The sequence below is a fragment of the Rothia kristinae genome, from assembly GCF_016028855.1.
Taxonomy (GTDB): domain Bacteria; phylum Actinomycetota; class Actinomycetes; order Actinomycetales; family Micrococcaceae; genus Rothia; species Rothia kristinae.
This window is the reverse complement of sequence record NZ_CP065738.1, coordinates 1,721,319-1,736,713: the sequence shown is the minus strand read 5'-3', so window position 1 is coordinate 1,736,713 and position 15,395 is coordinate 1,721,319. Positions and strand designations below refer to the sequence as shown.

13 protein-coding genes are annotated in these 15,395 nt (G+C 71.7%); 4 read left to right on the top strand and 9 right to left on the bottom strand.

Annotated features, from left to right (window positions below):
- Position 1: 1 nt before the first annotated feature.
- The 6 genes from I6G21_RS07655 to I6G21_RS07630 all read right to left on the bottom strand — a co-directional run bounded on the left by I6G21_RS07655 (position 2) and on the right by I6G21_RS07630 (position 7,526).
- Positions 2-1,192 (bottom strand): pseudouridine synthase, encoded by a 1,191-nt coding sequence (locus I6G21_RS07655; RefSeq protein WP_408015177.1) that lies wholly within the window; start codon positions 1,190-1,192, stop codon positions 2-4.
- A complete protein-coding gene (scpB, locus tag I6G21_RS07650; RefSeq protein ID WP_232238427.1) occupies positions 1,189-2,043 on the bottom strand; it encodes an SMC-Scp complex subunit ScpB in 855 nt (284 codons plus the stop codon). Before scpB ends, I6G21_RS07655 begins: the two co-directional genes overlap by 4 nt.
- Positions 2,040-3,002 carry a segregation and condensation protein A gene (locus I6G21_RS07645; protein WP_081101652.1) on the bottom strand — a complete coding sequence of 321 codons (963 nt, stop codon included), beginning with the start codon at positions 3,000-3,002 and terminating at the stop codon, positions 2,040-2,042. Before I6G21_RS07645 ends, scpB begins: the two co-directional genes overlap by 4 nt.
- Positions 3,002-3,868 carry a ParA family protein gene (locus I6G21_RS07640; protein WP_061225743.1) on the bottom strand — a complete coding sequence of 289 codons (867 nt, stop codon included), beginning with the start codon at positions 3,866-3,868 and terminating at the stop codon, positions 3,002-3,004. Before I6G21_RS07640 ends, I6G21_RS07645 begins: the two co-directional genes overlap by 1 nt.
- Before the next feature lie 162 nt (positions 3,869-4,030).
- Positions 4,031-5,497 (bottom strand): cation:dicarboxylate symporter family transporter, encoded by a 1,467-nt coding sequence (locus I6G21_RS07635; protein WP_058730976.1) that lies wholly within the window; start codon positions 5,495-5,497, stop codon positions 4,031-4,033.
- A gap of 109 nt (positions 5,498-5,606) precedes the next feature.
- On the bottom strand, positions 5,607-7,526 hold the full coding sequence (locus I6G21_RS07630) for an AMP-binding protein (RefSeq protein ID WP_129358142.1): 1,920 nt from the start codon (positions 7,524-7,526) through the stop codon (positions 5,607-5,609).
- Between the two features lie 178 nt (positions 7,527-7,704).
- On the opposite strand from I6G21_RS07630, the gene I6G21_RS07625 reads away from it, so the two are divergent.
- The 4 genes from I6G21_RS07625 to I6G21_RS07610 are packed head-to-tail and all read left to right on the top strand — an operon-like array spanning position 7,705 to position 12,038.
- Complete coding sequence (locus I6G21_RS07625) at positions 7,705-8,427, top strand: GntR family transcriptional regulator (protein ID WP_081101653.1); 723 nt, start codon at positions 7,705-7,707, stop codon at positions 8,425-8,427.
- Entirely contained in the window at positions 8,424-9,944 is a 1,521-nt protein-coding gene (locus I6G21_RS07620; protein WP_129358143.1) for an MmgE/PrpD family protein, read from the top strand. Before I6G21_RS07625 ends, I6G21_RS07620 begins: the two co-directional genes overlap by 4 nt.
- The gene (gene prpB, locus I6G21_RS07615) at positions 9,944-10,855 is read left to right on the top strand and encodes a methylisocitrate lyase (protein WP_055684697.1); all 912 of its coding nucleotides are present in this window, start codon (positions 9,944-9,946) and stop codon (positions 10,853-10,855) included. The genes I6G21_RS07620 and prpB overlap by 1 nt, the downstream gene beginning before the upstream one ends.
- A 43-nt stretch (positions 10,856-10,898) precedes the next feature.
- Entirely contained in the window at positions 10,899-12,038 is a 1,140-nt protein-coding gene (locus tag I6G21_RS07610) for a bifunctional 2-methylcitrate synthase/citrate synthase (RefSeq protein ID WP_129358144.1), read from the top strand.
- 3 nt (positions 12,039-12,041) lie between these two features.
- Here I6G21_RS07610 and xerD read toward each other — a convergent pair whose 3' ends face one another.
- From xerD to I6G21_RS07595, 3 genes are read right to left on the bottom strand one after another with little or no spacing between them, the layout of a single operon-like run.
- Entirely contained in the window at positions 12,042-13,025 is a 984-nt protein-coding gene (xerD, locus tag I6G21_RS07605) for a site-specific tyrosine recombinase XerD (RefSeq protein ID WP_058730973.1), read from the bottom strand.
- Positions 13,022-13,702: an NUDIX domain-containing protein gene (locus tag I6G21_RS07600; RefSeq protein WP_232238426.1), complete on the bottom strand. Its 681-nt coding sequence runs from the start codon at positions 13,700-13,702 to the stop codon at positions 13,022-13,024. The genes xerD and I6G21_RS07600 overlap by 4 nt, the downstream gene beginning before the upstream one ends.
- The gene (locus I6G21_RS07595) at positions 13,699-15,390 is read right to left on the bottom strand and encodes a CTP synthase (RefSeq protein ID WP_055684700.1); all 1,692 of its coding nucleotides are present in this window, start codon (positions 15,388-15,390) and stop codon (positions 13,699-13,701) included. Before I6G21_RS07595 ends, I6G21_RS07600 begins: the two co-directional genes overlap by 4 nt.
- Positions 15,391-15,395 lie beyond the last annotated feature (5 nt).

The window sequence follows — 15,395 nt, the reverse complement described above, 5'->3', positions numbered from 1 at the left end:
GCTACAGCTCCACGGCGGCCAGCAGCTGGCCGATCTCGACCTTGGACAGGTTGCGCACGGTGCCCTGCTTCTGGGAGCCGATGCGCACCGGCCCCATCTCGGTGCGCACGAGCTTCTCCACCGGGTGTCCGACGGCGTCGAACAGGCGGCGCACGATGCGGTTGCGCCCGGAGTGGATGGTGACCTCCACGAGCAGGTGCCCGGGGGTGGAGTCCACGAGCCGGAACTCGTCGACCCTGGCCACCCCGTCCTCCAGGCGGATGCCCTTCTTCATCTCCGCGCCGACCCCGTGCTCCATGGGCCCGCGCACCTGCACCAGGTACTTCTTGGGCACCTCGTAGGAGGGGTGCATCAGCCGGTTGGCCAGCTCGCCGTCGTTGGTCAGCAGCAGCAGCCCCTCGGTGGCCACGTCCAGGCGGCCCACGTGGAAGATCCGCTCGCGCTTGTTGGGGTCCAGGTAGTCGGTGATGCAGGGCCGGCCCTCCGGGTCCTCCATGGTCGCCAGCACGCCCTCGGGCTTGTTGAAGGCGTAGTAGACCTTGGACTCGTCGGTCTGGATGGTGATCCCGTCCACCTGCACAGTGGCCTTGGCCGGGTCCACCCGCACGCCGAGCTCCGTGACGGGCTGGCCGTCGACGACGACGCGGCCCTCCTCGATCATCTGCTCGCAGACCCGCCGGGAGGCGACCCCGGCCTGGGCCATGAGCTTCTGCAGGCGCACCCCATTGGGGTCGTGCACGTCCAGCCGGTCCACGGGGGCGGCCCGGGGACGGCGGGGCCGGTGCGGGCCGCGGTAGTGCTGCTCGGCCCGGCGCTCCCCGCGCTCCTGGGCGAAGATCTTGCCGGACTGGCCCTTGCGGGGCCGGAACTTCTTCGAGTCGGACTTGTTCGCCCCGGACTTCACGGCCGGGGCGTCCCGGCGCCCGCCGGGCCGGGGCCCACCGGGCCGCTTCTCCCCCGGCGCCACCCCGGGGCGGGCGGAGCCCGGGCGGGAGGCTCCGGGGCGTCCCGGGCGGGGCTTGCCGCCCGCTCGTCCGGAGCCTCCGGACTTGGGTCCGCGGTAGGGTCCGGGCTTGGCGGGGCCTGCGCCCCGTCCGCTGCCGCTGGCGTTGTTCTGACGTCCCGTCGATCTGCTGGCCATGGTGTCCTTCGTCTTCTCGTGCTGGGTCCCGCCGCGTGCGGGTCCCCTCATCGGCTGTCGTCCTGCCCCGGTGGCGCCGATGCGCCGCGGCGCGGTGCGGGCGCCCGGTCCTCGTACTCGGCCACGTCCTCCGCCCCGGGCAGGTGGGGGGCGATGGGCGGCAGGTCCGCGAGGGATTCCAGGCCGATCTTCTCCAGGAACAGCGGGGTCGTCTCGAAGAGGATCGCCCCGGATTCCCCGGGTTCCGCGGCCTCGGCGACGAGGCCTCGGGTGCGCAGGGTGCGCACCACCCCGTCCACGTTCACCCCGCGGATCGAGGAGACCCGGGCGCGGGAGATCGGCTGGCGGTAGGCGATCACCGCGAGGGTCTCCAGGGCGGCCTGGGAGAGCTTCGCGGTCTGCCCCTCCTGCACGAAGCGGCGCACCCAGGGGGCGAAGTCCGTGCGGGAGTACAGCCGCCACCCGCCGGCGACCCGACGCAGCTCCACGCCGCGCGGCTCGCGGACCCGGGACCCGGCGGTCTCCCGCGCACGCGCCTGAACGGCGGACTCTTCAGCATACCGCGCCGAGTCCGCGCCGTCGCGGTCGCCTGCCTCACGCTCGGCGGCATCAGACGCCGCGGTGCCGAGGCCGACGGCGTCGGGGTCGGTGGTGCTGTTCTCGGCGGTGCTGTGCTCGAGGGTGCCGCCATCGTCCGGGACGGGGTGCCCGTCGTAGTCCCGGGCCAGCTGCTCCAGGGCCGCGGCCACCTCGGCGGCCGGCACCTGAAGCGCCTCGGCCAGCTCGAGCTCGTCCACCGGGGCCGCGGCGACGATCAGGATGGCCTCCACGGCCGCCCGGACCCCTCCGGGACGCAGCCGCACCGAGGACTCCTCCTCGCGCCCGGTCTGCTCCTCGTTCATGGTCTGGCCTCCTCGGCTGCGCCGGCGTCGGCCCTCGCGCCGGCGGCGGTGCCCGCGCCGGCGGGGCTCTGGGCGACGGCGGCAGCCCCTTGGTAGTCGTCCGCGGCCAGTCGGGCCGCGCTCCAGGTGGGGTCCTCCCCCACCCAGCGCACCGTCAGGTCCCCCAGCGGGGTCTCCTGGGCGAAGGCGACGACCCGGTCCCGGTGCATCTCCAGCAGGGCCAGGAACCGCACGACGACCACCAGCAGGTCCTCGGCGTCGGCGACCAGGCGCGCGAAGCTCAGCGCGGCCCCGGGCCGCAGCCGGGCGGCCAGGTGCTCGGCCTCCTCCCGCACGGTGACCCGTGCGCCGTGCAGGTGATCGGTGCCGACCTCCTGCGGGTCCTCCTGCCGCGGGGTCAGGGCCCGCTCGGCCAGCCGGGCCAGGTCCTGCGGGCTCGCGGTGAACACCAGCTCGGGCAGGGCCGAGGCCAGCTCCGGTTCCAAGGGCACGGTGCGGGCGAAGCGGCTGCGCTCGGCGTCGAAGCGCTCGGCGAGGATCCCGGAGACGTCTTTGAAGGCCTTGTACTGCAGGAGCCGGGCGAACAGCAGGTCGCGGGCCTCCAGCATCGCGATGTCCTCCTCATCCTCCACCTGCCCGGCCGGCAGCAGCCGGGCGGCCTTCAGGTCCAGGAGGGTCGCGGCGACGACGAGGAACTCGCTGGCCTCGTCCAGAGCCCGCTCCAGGCCGGTGTCGCGCAGGGCCCGCACGTAGGCGATGAACTCGTCGGTGACCTCGGCCAGCGCGACCTCGGTGATGTCCAGGCGCCGCTGCCCGATGAGGTTGAGCAGCACCTCGAAGGGCCCGGCGAAGTTCTCCAGGGTCACGGAGAACCCGCCCGCGGCCTCGTCGGCCTCGGGCGGGTCCGCCGCCGCGGCGGCGAGATCCCCGGGCGCACCCGGGGCGGGGGCCGCCTGGATCAGCGGGAGCCTCCGCGCTCGATGAGCTCCTTGGCCAGCTCCCGGTAGGCGATCGCCCCGGTGTGGGTGGGGGCGTAGGTCAGGATCGGCTCCGCGGAGACGGTTGCGTCCGGGAACTTCACGGTGCGCTTGATGACGGTGTCGAAGACCTTGTCACCGAAGGCGTCCACGATGCGGGCCAGCACCTCCTTGGAGTGCAGGGTGCGGGAGTCGAACATCGTCGCCAGGACCCCGTCGATGCGCAGGTCCGGGTTCAGCCGGTCCTGGACCTTCTCGATGGAGTCCACCAGCAGGGCCACGGCCCGCAGCGCGAAGAACTCGCAGATCAGGGGGATGATGACCCCGTCCGCGGCGGTCAGGGCGTTGACGGTGAGCAGCCCCAGGGAGGGCTGGCAGTCGATGAGCACGACGTCGTAGTCGTCCTTGACCTTCTTCAGCGCGGAGGACAGCACCTGCTCGCGAGCGACCTCGTTGACCAGCTGCACCTCCGCGGCGGAGAGGTCGATGTTGGCCGGCAGCAGGTCCATGTTCGGGAAATCGGTGGCCCGGATGGCCTCGCGCACGTCCGTCTTGCGATCCATCATCACGGTGTACACGGTGGTGTCCAGCTCGTGCGGGTTCACGCCGAAGCCGGCGGACAGGGCGCCCTGGGGATCGAAGTCCACCATGAGCACCCTGCGTCCGAGCTCCGCGAGCGCGGCGCCGAGGTTGATGGTCGAGGTGGTCTTGCCGACCCCGCCCTTCTGGTTGACCATCGCGATCACCCGGGCGGGGCCGTGCTCGGTCAGCTCGGGGGGATCGGGGAAGGTGCGCAGGGGGCGCCCGGTGGGCCCGAGGTTGGCGTCGGGGGTAGTAGATGCAGTCACAAGCGGCTTTCCGTCGTCGGGGACAGTTCTGGCTCGGGATTAAACCCTACCGCCCCGCCGGGGAGGGCGGGGCGGGTTCGGGGCAGCGGCGCTGGACGGGCGGGCCCGACCGGGACGGCGTCGCACCCGGTGGGGCGGACGGGGCGCCGTTCCGGGCTCGGGTCAGGAGTCCAGGTCCTGGATCGTCGTGGAGCCGGCCTGCCGGGGACCCTCGACGGTGGGCATCTGCTTGGTCGGGGACTTCAGCACGACGGCCTGGTCCACGTTCCTGTCCCCCTGGACCTCCTCGTAGTGCGGGTTCTCCGCGAGGTCGGCCTCGTTGAAGGGCAGCTCGCCGTCGAGCACGCGCCGTGCCCGGTCCAGATCCACCATGCGGTTCCACCTGCCCATCAGCAGGGTGGCCACGGCGTTGCCGGTGAAGTTGGTCAGGGCGCGGGCCTCGGACATGAACTTGTCGATGCCCACGATCAGGGAGACCCCGTCCACCAGCTCGGGTCGGTGGGACTGCAGGCCGCCGGCCAGGGTGGCCAGGCCCGCGCCGGTGACCCCGGCCGCGCCCTTGGAGGCGATGATCATGAAGATCAGCAGGGAGACCTGCTCGCCGATGTTCAGCGGCTTGCCCATGGCGTCGGCGACGAAGATCGAGGCCATGGTCAGGTATATCGCGGTGCCGTCGAGGTTGAAGGAGTACCCGGTGGGCACGACGATGCCGACGACGGACTTGTCCACCCCGGTGTGCTCCATCTTGGCGATCAGCCGCGGCAGGGCTGCCTCGGAGGATGAGGTGGAGAAGATCAGCAGGTACTCCCGCCCGAGGTACTTCAGCAGCTTGAGGATGTTCAGCCCGGTGGCCAGCTTCAGCAGCCCGCCGAGGATCACGAGAATGAACAGGGCGCAGGTGATGTAGAAGGCCAGCATCAGCAGGGCCATCTGCCCGACGGCCTTGATCCCGGTGGCCCCGACGACCCCGGCCATGGCCCCGAAGGCACCCAGCGGAGCGACCCACATGATCATCATGAGGATGCGGAAGACGACGGCCTGCAGATAGGTGATGAACTTCAGGATGGGTTTGCCCGCCTCGCCCATGCGCTGCAGGGCGAAGCCCACCAGCAGCGCCACGAACAGGGCCTGGAGGATGTTCCCGGAGACGAGGGCGTTGAGCAGGGAGCTGGGAATGATGTTGAGCAGGAAGTCCACGGTGTGGTTGCCGGTGTTGGCCCAGCCGGTGGATTCGGCAGCGGCGACCTCGTAGTGGCCCGAGTGGTAGTGCAGGTCGTCCCCGGGGTGGATGAGGTTGCCCACGACCAGGCCGATGACCAGGGCGAAGGTGGACATCAGCACGAAGTAGATCAGCGCCATCCCGCCGACCCGACCCACCGTCGCGGCCTTGGCCACCGAGCCGACGCCGATGACGATGGTGCAGAAGATCACCGGGGCGATGAGCATCTTGATCAGCGCGACGAAGCCGGTGCCGATGGGCGCGAGCGCCTTCCCGGTGCCGGGGGCGATCAATCCGAGGGCCGCGCCGAGCACGACCCCGGCGATCACGGACAGGTACAGCAGGTGGGTTCCCGAGCGGTACCACGGGGTGGCGGACGCCGAGCGGGCGGCGTCGGAGGTCTGGGCCATGAACGGCTCCTCGCAGGTGGATGAGATGGTGTGCCAGGCGATCCTATACCGTCATGATGCATATCGCGTCCTCCGCATCACACGCGGGATCCTTCAGGGTCGCAGGGCGTCAGGAGCCGCGCAGCACGGGCACCAGGTCCTCCAGCACGGCCGGATCCTCGATGGTGGAGGGCACGCGGCAGTCCTCGCCGTCGGCGATCTGGCGCATCGTCTTGCGGAGGATCTTGCCGGAGCGGGTCTTGGGCAGCGCGGAGACCACCCGCACGTGCTTAAAGTCGGCGACCGCCCCGATGCGCTGGCGCATCATCGCCACCAGCTCCTCGCCCAGCCGCCGCTCCTCGATCTCGGCGTCCCGACGCAGCACCACGTAGCCGGAGGGCCGCTGCCCCTTGAGCTCATCGACCACCCCGATCACCGCGGCCTCGGCCACCGCGGGGTGCGCGGCCAGGACCTGCTCCATCGCCCCGGTGGACAGCCTGTGCCCGGAGACGTTGATGACGTCGTCCGTGCGTCCCATGACGTAGACGTAGCCGTCCGCGTCGAGGTAGCCGGAGTCCCCCGTGGCGTAGCAGCCCTCGAAGGCGGACAGGTAGGAGGAGACGAAGCGCTGGTCATCGCCCCACAGGGTCGGCAGGCACCCCGGTGGCAGGGGCAGGCGCAGCACCAGGTTGCCCTCGGTCCCGGCGGGCACGGGCTCGCCGAGCGGTCCCAGGACCTCCACCCGGTACCCGGGCACGGGCACCGTCGGGGAGCCGGATTTCACCGGCAGGGGCTCCAGCCCGCGCGGATTCGCGGCGATGGGCCAGCCCGTCTCGGTCTGCCACCAGTTGTCGATCACCGGCACGCCCAAGACCTCCTCGGCCCAGCCGAGGGTTTCCGGGTCCAGTCGCTCCCCCGCCACGAACAGGGTCTGCAGGTCGGACAGGTCGCAATCCCGGATCAGCTCGCCGTCGGGGTCGGCCCGGCGGATCGCGCGCAGCGCGGTGGGTGCGGTGAACAGGGCCCGCGCGTGGGCCTGGGCCGCGACCCGCCAGAACGCGCCGGCGTCGGGGGTGCCCACCGGCTTGCCCTCGTAGAGCACGGTGGTCGCCCCGGTCAGCAGGGGCGCGTAGACGATGTAGCTGTGCCCGACGACCCACCCGACGTCGGAGGCGGTGAACATCGTCTGGCCCGGTCCGACGTCGTAGATCGCCTCCATCGACCAGCGCAGGGCCACCGCGTGGGAGCCGGCGTCGCGCACGACGCCCTTGGGGGCGCCGGTGGTCCCGGAGGTGTAGAGGATGTACAGCGGGTCGGTGGCTCGGACGGTGGTGCATCCGGCGGGCTCGGCGGCGGCCGCGGCCTCCTCCCAGTCCCGCCAGGCGCAGGCGGGCTGCCCGTCGGTCCCGGCCCGGGCCGCGACCTCGGCCAGCGTGGTCGCGAAGCCCTCGCGGTGGCGCACGAAGACCGCGCCCGGCGGGTGCTCGGCCAGGCGCAGCGCCTCCTCCACGGCCGGCAGGTACTCGATGCGCCGCGTGGGCTCGATCCCGCCGGTGGCGGTGACGACGGCGACCGGGCGGCAGTCGTCGATCCTGCTGGCCAGCTCCGCCGGAGCGAAGCCGCCGAAGACGACGGAGTGCACGGCACCCAGCCGGGCGCAGGCGAGCATGGCCACGGGGGCGGCGGGGATCATCGGCAGGTAGATCAGCACCCGGTCCCCCGTGCCCACCCCGGCCGCGGCCAGCGCCCCGGCGAAGGCCGCGACCTCCTCTTGGAGGCGGGCGTAGGTGATCTCGGTGCGGGTGCCGGTGACCGGGGAGTCGTGCAGGATCGCCACCTGGTCCCCGCGCCCGTCGCGCACGTGCCGGTCCACCGCGTTGAAGCAGGTGTTCAGCGTCGCATCGGGGAACCAGCGGTACAGCGGGGCGGCGGAGTCGTCCAGGGCCCGGGTGGGGGCCTGCTCCCAGTCGATCAGCTGCGCCGCGCGCAGCCAGAAGCCCTCGGGATCCTCGAGGCTCTCGGCGTAGGTCCGGCGGTAGGTGGGGGTCATGGCGCAGGGTCTCCTTCCGTGCTGTGCAGACCAACATAGTGTTCTGCGCCATAGCTGACAAGGGCAGTGAATACACAACATCCGTTCGAAGCGACGGGAACTGCCGTTGTTGCCCCATCCGGAGAAGTTCTGTATACATGGAGTCATCCACATCACAGCGACGGCGAGGAGGGGACGGGTGCGAGCATCGGACCGGGTCTACGGGATCCTGCGCGAGGAGATCATCGGGTGGCACCGGCCTCCCGGGACGATCCTCGGCGAGGTCGAGCTGGCCGATCAGCTCGGCGTCTCCCGCACCCCCGTGCGCGAGGCCGTCTCCCGGCTGCTCGGGGACGGACTGGCCGCACCCCGCCCGGGCCGCGGCGTCGTCGTCGCCGAGGTCTCCGCGGACGGCGTGCGCGAGATGTTCGAGCTGCGCGAGGCCCTGGATACCCAGACCGCGGCCCTGGCGGCCCGGCGGGCGGATCCGCGGGTCTTCGACCGGCTGGCCGAGCGCCTGGAGCGGATGGGGGCCGCGCTGGCCGGGGACGACGCCGATCGCAGCGCCTACTACGCCCTGGTGGCCTCGCTGGACGAGGCCCTGGACGAGGCCGCGGACAGCGCCTGGCTGCGCCACGCCCAGGAGCAGCTGCGAGCGCACCTGCAGCGGGTGCGCCGGCTGTCCCGGAAGGACGAGGCGCGCCTGCGCGCGGCGGCCGCCGAGCACGCCCAGATCGCCCGCGCCGTGGCCTCCGGGGATCCCGAGCTGGCCCGCGCCGCGACCCTGGTGCACCTGGATCGGGCGCTGAGCGCCATCCTGCGGGCCGTGCGCCGCCTCGAGCACCAGCAACCCGCACCGACCCCGGTGGACGTCCACCCTCTGGGCCCCGCCGCCCCGAAGATCGAAAGGACTGACCCGTGACCGTCACCCACACCGTGCGCGTGCACCGCAGCGAGGAGAACCTGCCCCGCGAGCAGCAGCTCGCCCACAAGATCGCGAAGGTCGCGACCGACCCGGTCGAGGTCACCCCCGAGGTCCAGGAGATGGTCATCAACCGGATCCTGGACAACGCCGCGGTGGCCATCGCCTCGCTGAACCGCGGCCCCATCGTCTCCGCGCGCGACCAGGCCCTGACCCATGCCCCCGGCCCCGGCGGGTCCGGTGCGGCCCTGATCGGCGTCGACGCCGCCACCTGCCGGGTCTCCCCCGAGTGGGCCGCCTGGGCCAACGGGGTCGCGGTGCGGGAGCTGGACTACCACGACACCTTCCTGTCCGCCGAGTACTCCCACCCCGGGGACAACATCCCGCCGATCCTCGCGGTGGCCCAGCATGCCGGGCGCTCGGGCCGGGACCTGATCCGCGGCATCGCCACCGGCTACGAGATCCAGGTGGACCTGGTCAAGGCCATCTCCCTGCACCGGCACAAGATCGACCACGTCGCCCACCTGGGGCCCTCGGCGGCCGCAGGGATCGGAACCCTGCTCGACCTCGACGCCGAGACGATCTTCCAGGCGATCGGCCAGGCCCTGCACACCACCACCGCGACCCGCCAGTCCCGCAAGGGCGAGATCTCCACCTGGAAGGCCCACGCCCCGGCCTTCGCCGGGAAGATGGCGGTCGAGGCCGTGGACCGGGCGATGCGCGGGCAGACCTCCCCCGTGCCGATCTACGAGGGCGAGGACGGGGTGATCGCCTGGCTGCTGGACGGCCCCGACGCCTCCTACGAGGTCCCCCTGCCGGCCCCCGGGGAACCCAAGCTCGGCATCCTGGAGACCTACACCAAGGAGCACTCCGCCGAGTACCAGGCCCAGGCCTGGATCGACCTGGCCCGCAGGCTGCACCGCGAGCACCCCGAGCTCACAGACCCGCAGAACGTCGAGTCGATCGTGCTGCACACCTCCCACCACACCCACGACGTGATCGGCTCCGGGGCCAAGGATCCGCAGAAGTACGACCCGCAGGCCTCCCGCGAGACCCTCGACCACTCGATCCCCTACATCTTCACCGTCGCCCTGCAGGACGGGCAGTGGGAGCACAACCGCTCCTACGCCCCCGAGCGCGCGGCCCGACCGGACACCGTGGAGCTGTGGCACAAGGTCACCACCGAGGAGGACCCGGAGTGGACCCGCCGCTACCACTCCATCGATCCGCAGGAGAAGGCCTTCGGCGGCCGGGCCGAGATCCGGCTGGCGGACGGCTCGCGGCTCGTCGAGGAGATCGCGGTGGCCGACGCCCACCCGCTGGGGGCCCGGCCCTTCGCCCGCGAGCAGTACCTGACCAAGCTGCGCGCCCTCGCCGAGGGCTCCGTGGCCGAGACCGAGCTCGAGCGGTTCATCCAGGCCGCCGAGGAGCTGCCGAACCTCGCGGTCGGCGAACTCGATGCACTGAACATCACCGCGGACATCCCGCTGGAGACCGGAGCGAAGGGACTGTTCTGATGCTGTACCCCCAGACCACCGCCGCCCGGAAGCGGATCGCGCTGCGCGAGATGCTCGCTTCCGGGACGGTCCGCCAGTTCCCGGGGGCCTACACCCCGATCTCGGCCAAGCTGATCCAGGAGAAGGGCTACGACGGCGTCTACATCTCCGGGGCCGTGCTGGCCAATGAGCTGGGCTTCCCCGATATCGGGCTGACCACCCTCTCGGAGGTCGCCACCCGGGCCGGGCAGATCGCCCGGATGACGGATCTGCCGGCCATCGTCGACGCCGACACCGGCTTCGGCGAGCCGATGAACGTCGCCCGCACCGTCCAGGAGCTCGAAGACGCCGGACTGGCCGGGTGCCACATCGAGGACCAGGTCAACCCCAAGCGCTGCGGGCACCTGGAGAACAAGAACGTCGTCGACGAGCAGACCGCCCTGCAGCGCATCGCGGCCGCAGCGCAGGCCCGTCGCGATGAGAACTTCCTGATCATGGCGCGCACCGACCTGCGCGGGGTGGAGGGGCTGGAGGCCGCGATCGCTCGGATGCGCCGGCTCGTCGAGGCCGGGGCGGATGCCATCTTCCCCGAGGCGATGACCTCGCTCGAGGAGTTCGAGATGGTGCGCGCCGCCGTCGACGTCCCGATCCTGGCCAACATGACGGAGTTCGGCCGCTCCCAGCTCTACACGAAGGATGAGCTCGCCGCGGCCGGAGTGAACCTGATCATCTACCCGGTGACCCTGCTGCGCGCCTCCCTGGGGGCGATGGAGCGGGTCCTGGAGACCATCGCCGCAGAGGGCACCCAGGAGGCCGCGGTGGATCAGATGCTCACCCGCCAGCGCCTCTACGAGCTCGTGGACTACGCCGGCTACGGCCGGTTCGACTCCGGGATCTTCGACTTCGAGGTCCCCGACCGCTTCCGGGGCTGAGCCCCCGGTCGACCTCGCCCATCATCACGAAGGAGTGATCCCCATGTCCGAAGAGATCCGCAAGGGCCTGGCCGGGGTCGTCGCCGACACGACGGCGATCTCCAAGGTCAACCCCGAGACCAACTCCCTGCTCTACCGCGGCTACCCGGTGCAGGAGCTGGCCGCGCGCTGCTCCTTCGAGGAGGTGGCCCTGCTGCTGTGGAACGGCGAGCTGCCCACCGAGCGGGAGCTTTCCGAGTTCCGGGAGTTCGACGCCGCCCACCGGGCGATGGACAGCTCCCTCAAGACCGTCATCGACGCGCTGCCGACCGCCTGCCACCCGATGGACGTGTGCCGCACCGCCGTCTCCGTGCTCGGGGCCCAGGATCCGGCCGCCGAGGACGACTCCCCCGCGGCGAACCTGCTCAAGGCGAAGAAGCTGTTCTCGGCCCTGCCCGCGGTGGTGGCCTACGATCAGCGGCGCCGTCGGGGCCAGGAGCTGATCCAGCCCCGGGAGGACCTGGACTGGTGCGAGAACTTCCTGCACATGACCTTCGGGGAGGTCCCGGCCCCCGAGGTGAAGCGAGCCTTCAGCGTCTCGATGGTCCTGTACGCCGAGCACTCCTTCAACTGCTCGACCTTCACCGCCCGCACCATCGCCTCCTCCCTGTCGGACCTGTATTCGGCGGTGACCGGGGCGATCGGCGCGCTGAAAGGTCCGCTGCACGGCGGGGCCAATGAGGCCGTGATGCACACCTTCGACGAGATCGGCATCCGGGAGGATGAGTCCGAGGCCGACGCCGAGCGGCGCGCGAAGGAGTGGATGGACGCGGCCCTGGGGCAGAAGAGGAAGGTCATGGGCTTCGGGCACCGGGTGTACAAGAACGGCGACTCCCGCGTCCCGACCATGCAGGCGGCGCTGTTCGACATGATCGAACACGTCGACCGCGGCGAGGTGATGGGGCTGTACAAGGGTCTGGCGAAGTCCATGGACGAGGCCAAGGGCATCCAGCCGAACCTGGACTACCCGGCCGGGCCGACCTATCACCTGATGGGCTTCGACACCCCGACCTTCACGCCGCTGTTCGTGGCCGCCCGGGTCACGGGGTGGACCGCGCACATCATGGAGCAGCTGGCCCACAACTCGCTGATCCGCCCGCTGTCCGCCTACGACGGGCCAGGTGAGCGGCATCTGCCCGAGTGAGTCTCACACCGCCCGCGGATGGGCCGAGAGGAAGACCTCCCGCAGCGTGTCCGCGGTGACCTTGGTGTAGATCTGCGTGGTGGTCAGGGAGGCGTGGCCCAGCAGCTCCTGGACCACGCGGATGTCCGCCCCGCCTTCCAGGAGGTGGGTCGCGAAGGAGTGGCGCAGGGAGTGCGGGGAGACCTCCTGGGTGATCTGCGCCCGCTCGGCGGCCTTCTTCAGCACCAGCCACGCCCCCTGGCGGGTCAGGCGCCCCCCCCGGGCGTTGAGGAACAGCGCCGGGGTGCCGCGGCCGTGGGCGGCCAGCAGGGGCCGGGATCGCACGAGGTAGGCGGAGACGGCCTCGCGCGCGTAGGAGCCGACCGGCACGATCCGCTCCCGGCCGCCCTTGCCGAACAGGCGCACCACGCCCGTGGCGTGCTCCTGACCGGGCGGCGTCGGGGCGGAGAGGTCATCCCGGTCGACCCCGACGGCCTCGGAGATGCGCGCGCCGGTGGAGTACAGGAACTCCAGTAAGGCCGCATCGCGCAGCCCGGCGGGGGTCTGCCGATCCGGGGCCTCCAGGATCCGGGCCACGGTCTGCACCGGCAGGGCCTTGGGCAGGCGCTGTCCCGGGCGCGGCGGGGCCACGGCCTCCGCGGGGTCCGCGGGGGTGATCCCCTCCAGGGTCCAGAACCGGTGCATCCCGCGCACCGCGACGACGGCGCGGGCCGCGCTGCGCGCGGACAGCCCCCGCCCGCCCTCGGCGCGCGGGCGGGACAGGTGGCGCAGAAACTCCTGCACGTCCTCGGTGACGACCTCGCCGGGGGCGCGCACGCCGCGCCGGTCGGCGAGGAAGGCCAGGTAGCGCCCGAGGTCCCGGCGGTAGGAGGCGAGGGTGTTCGCGGCGAGGCCGCGCTCGATCTCCAGGTGCTGCAGGTACCGCCGCAGGCCGTCGTTCAGCTCCGGGGCCGGGGCGACGGCCGGCGCGGCGTGTGGGCGGCTCACGCCACGTCGTCCTCCCGGAACCCCGGGTGCGCCGGCCACGCGGCCTCGGCCGGACGCAGATCCGCGAAGTCCAGGCGCAGCCCCGCCCACACGGCGAGGATCGCGTTGACCGCGGACGGGGAGTGCAGACGCGAGCCCAGCACGGCCGTCGCGGCCTCCTCGATGGGCACCCAGCGGGTGATGATCTGCGCTTCCTCCTCCTCGCGGGTGAAGCGCTCGGCCTCGGGCACCGGGTCGATGCCGCGGGCCAGGAAGATCCGGGTGGCCTCGTTCGAGGCGCCGGGGGTGTTCTGGAACTCCAGCAGGGTGTCCCAGCGGGCGGCGGTCAGATCCGCCTCCTCGCGCAGCTCCCGGCGCGCGGCGTCCACGGGGGCCTCCCCCGCGACGTCCAGCAGCCCCGCCGGGATCTCCCACATCCGCATGCCGGCGGGGTGGCGGTACTGGCTGATCAGCAGGATCTCCTGCTCCTCGTTCAGCGCGGCGATCGCCACGGCCCCCGGGTGGCGCAGGAACTCGCGGCGGATCATCGCGCCGTCCGGCTCCAGCCGGAAGCCCTCCTCCACGACGTCGAAGACCTTCCCGGAGAAGATCTCCCGCTGCTCTTCGGGCTCGATCGGGCAGATCCGGTCCGCCAGCGGCTCCCGCGCCTGCCCGCCCCGGCGCTCCGACGTCGTCATCGGGCCAGCGCCGCGGCGATCAGCCCGCGGAACAGGGGGTGGGAGCGGGTGGGCCGGGACAGCAGCTCCGGGTGGGCCTGCGTGGAGACGTAGTAGGGGTGCACCTCGGCGGGCAGCTCCACGAACTCCACCAGTGAGCCGTCCGGGGAGGTCCCGGAGATCACCAGGCCGGCCTCCTCCAGCTGCTCGCGGTAGGCGTTGTTGACCTCGTAGCGGTGCCGGTGGCGCTCCTTGACCTCGGTGGCCCCGTACGCGCCGGCCACCACGGAGCCCTCGGTGAGCTTGGCGTCGTACAGGCCCAGGCGCATCGTGCCGCCCAGGTCCCCCGCGCCGTCCACGAACTGCTTCTGCTCCTCCATCGTGGCGATGATCGGGGTGGAGGTCTCCGGGTCGAACTCGGTGGAGGAGGCCTCCGGCAGGCCGACGACGCTGCGGGCGTACTCCATGACCATGCACTGCAGGCCCAGGCACAGCCCCAGGGTCGGGATGCGGTGCTCCCGGGCGTAGCGCAGGGCGCCGAGCTTGCCCTCCAGGCCGCGGATCCCGAAGCCGCCGGGCACGCAGATCGCGTCCACGTCCGCCAGCTGCCGGGCCGCACCCTCGGGATCCTGGCACAGGTCAGAGGCGATCCACTTGATGCTCACCTTGGCGTCGTTGGCGAAGCCGCCGGCGCGCAGCGCCTCGGAGACGGACAGGTAGGCGTCCGGCAGGTCGATGTACTTGCCGACCAGCCCCACCGTGACCTCGTGCGAGGGCTGGTGCACGGTGCGCAGCAGCTTGTCCCACTCGGTGAAGTCCGCGGGCTGGTAGTCCAGGCCCAGGTAGTCCAGGATGTAGGCGTCCAGGCCCTGCCGGTACAGGGTCTTGGGGATGTCGTAGATGCTCGGGGCATCCGGGCAGGCGATGACGGCCTCGGTGTCCACATCGCATGCGCTGCCGACCTTGGCCTTGAGGCTCTCGGAGACCTCCTTGGCCGAGCGCAGCACCAGGGCGTCCGGGATGATCCCGAGCCCGCGCAGGGCCGCCACGGAGTGCTGGGTGGGCTTGGTCTTCATCTCCCCGGAGGGCCCGATGTAGGGGATCAGGGAGACGTGAAGGAAGAACACGTGGCGCCGCCCGACGTCGCGGCGCACCTGGCGGGCGGCCTCCAGGAAGGGCTGGGATTCGATGTCCCCGACGGTGCCGCCGATCTCGGTGATGATGATGTCCGGGGCGTCGGGCTCGCCGGTGGCCCGGCGGCGCATGCGCGCCTTGATCTCATCGGTGATGTGCGGGATGACCTGCACGGTGTCCCCCAGGTACTCCCCGCGCCGCTCCTTGGCGATCACGGTGGAGTAGACCTGGCCGGTGGTCACGTTGGCCGAGGCGTCGAGGTTCTCGTCCAGGAAGCGCTCGTAGTGGCCGATGTCCAGGTCCGTCTCGGCGCCGTCGTCGGTGACGAAGACCTCGCCGTGCTGGAAGGGGTTCATGGTGCCGGGATCCACGTTGAGGTAGGGATCCAGCTTCTGCATGGTCACGGACAGCCCGCGCGAGCGCAGCAGGCGCCCGAGGCTGGAGGCGGTCAGCCCCTTGCCGAGGGAGGAGGCCACACCCCCCGTGACGAAGATCTGCCGGGTGATCTTCCGGTCCGTGCTGTGCTGTGCCGACGCTGTCTTGGATTCATTCACCACGGGTCTCGAGCCTATCATGCGGG

Excerpts from the sequence above, each read along its gene's own strand:
- I6G21_RS07655 (WP_408015177.1), bottom strand. The coding sequence starts at position 1,192 with ATGAGGGGACCCGCACGCGGCGGGACCCAGCACGAGAAGACGAAGGAC.
- scpB (WP_232238427.1), bottom strand. The coding sequence starts at position 2,043 with ATGAACGAGGAGCAGACCGGGCGCGAGGAGGAGTCCTCGGTGCGGCTG.
- I6G21_RS07635 (WP_058730976.1), bottom strand. The coding sequence starts at position 5,497 with ATGGCCCAGACCTCCGACGCCGCCCGCTCGGCGTCCGCCACCCCGTGG.
- I6G21_RS07630 (WP_129358142.1), bottom strand. The coding sequence starts at position 7,526 with ATGACCCCCACCTACCGCCGGACCTACGCCGAGAGCCTCGAGGATCCC.
- prpB (WP_055684697.1), top strand. The coding sequence starts at position 9,944 with ATGCTGTACCCCCAGACCACCGCCGCCCGGAAGCGGATCGCGCTGCGC.
- I6G21_RS07610 (WP_129358144.1), top strand. The coding sequence starts at position 10,899 with ATGTCCGAAGAGATCCGCAAGGGCCTGGCCGGGGTCGTCGCCGACACG.
- I6G21_RS07600 (WP_232238426.1), bottom strand. The coding sequence starts at position 13,702 with ATGACGACGTCGGAGCGCCGGGGCGGGCAGGCGCGGGAGCCGCTGGCG.
- I6G21_RS07595 (WP_055684700.1), bottom strand. The coding sequence starts at position 15,390 with ATGATAGGCTCGAGACCCGTGGTGAATGAATCCAAGACAGCGTCGGCA.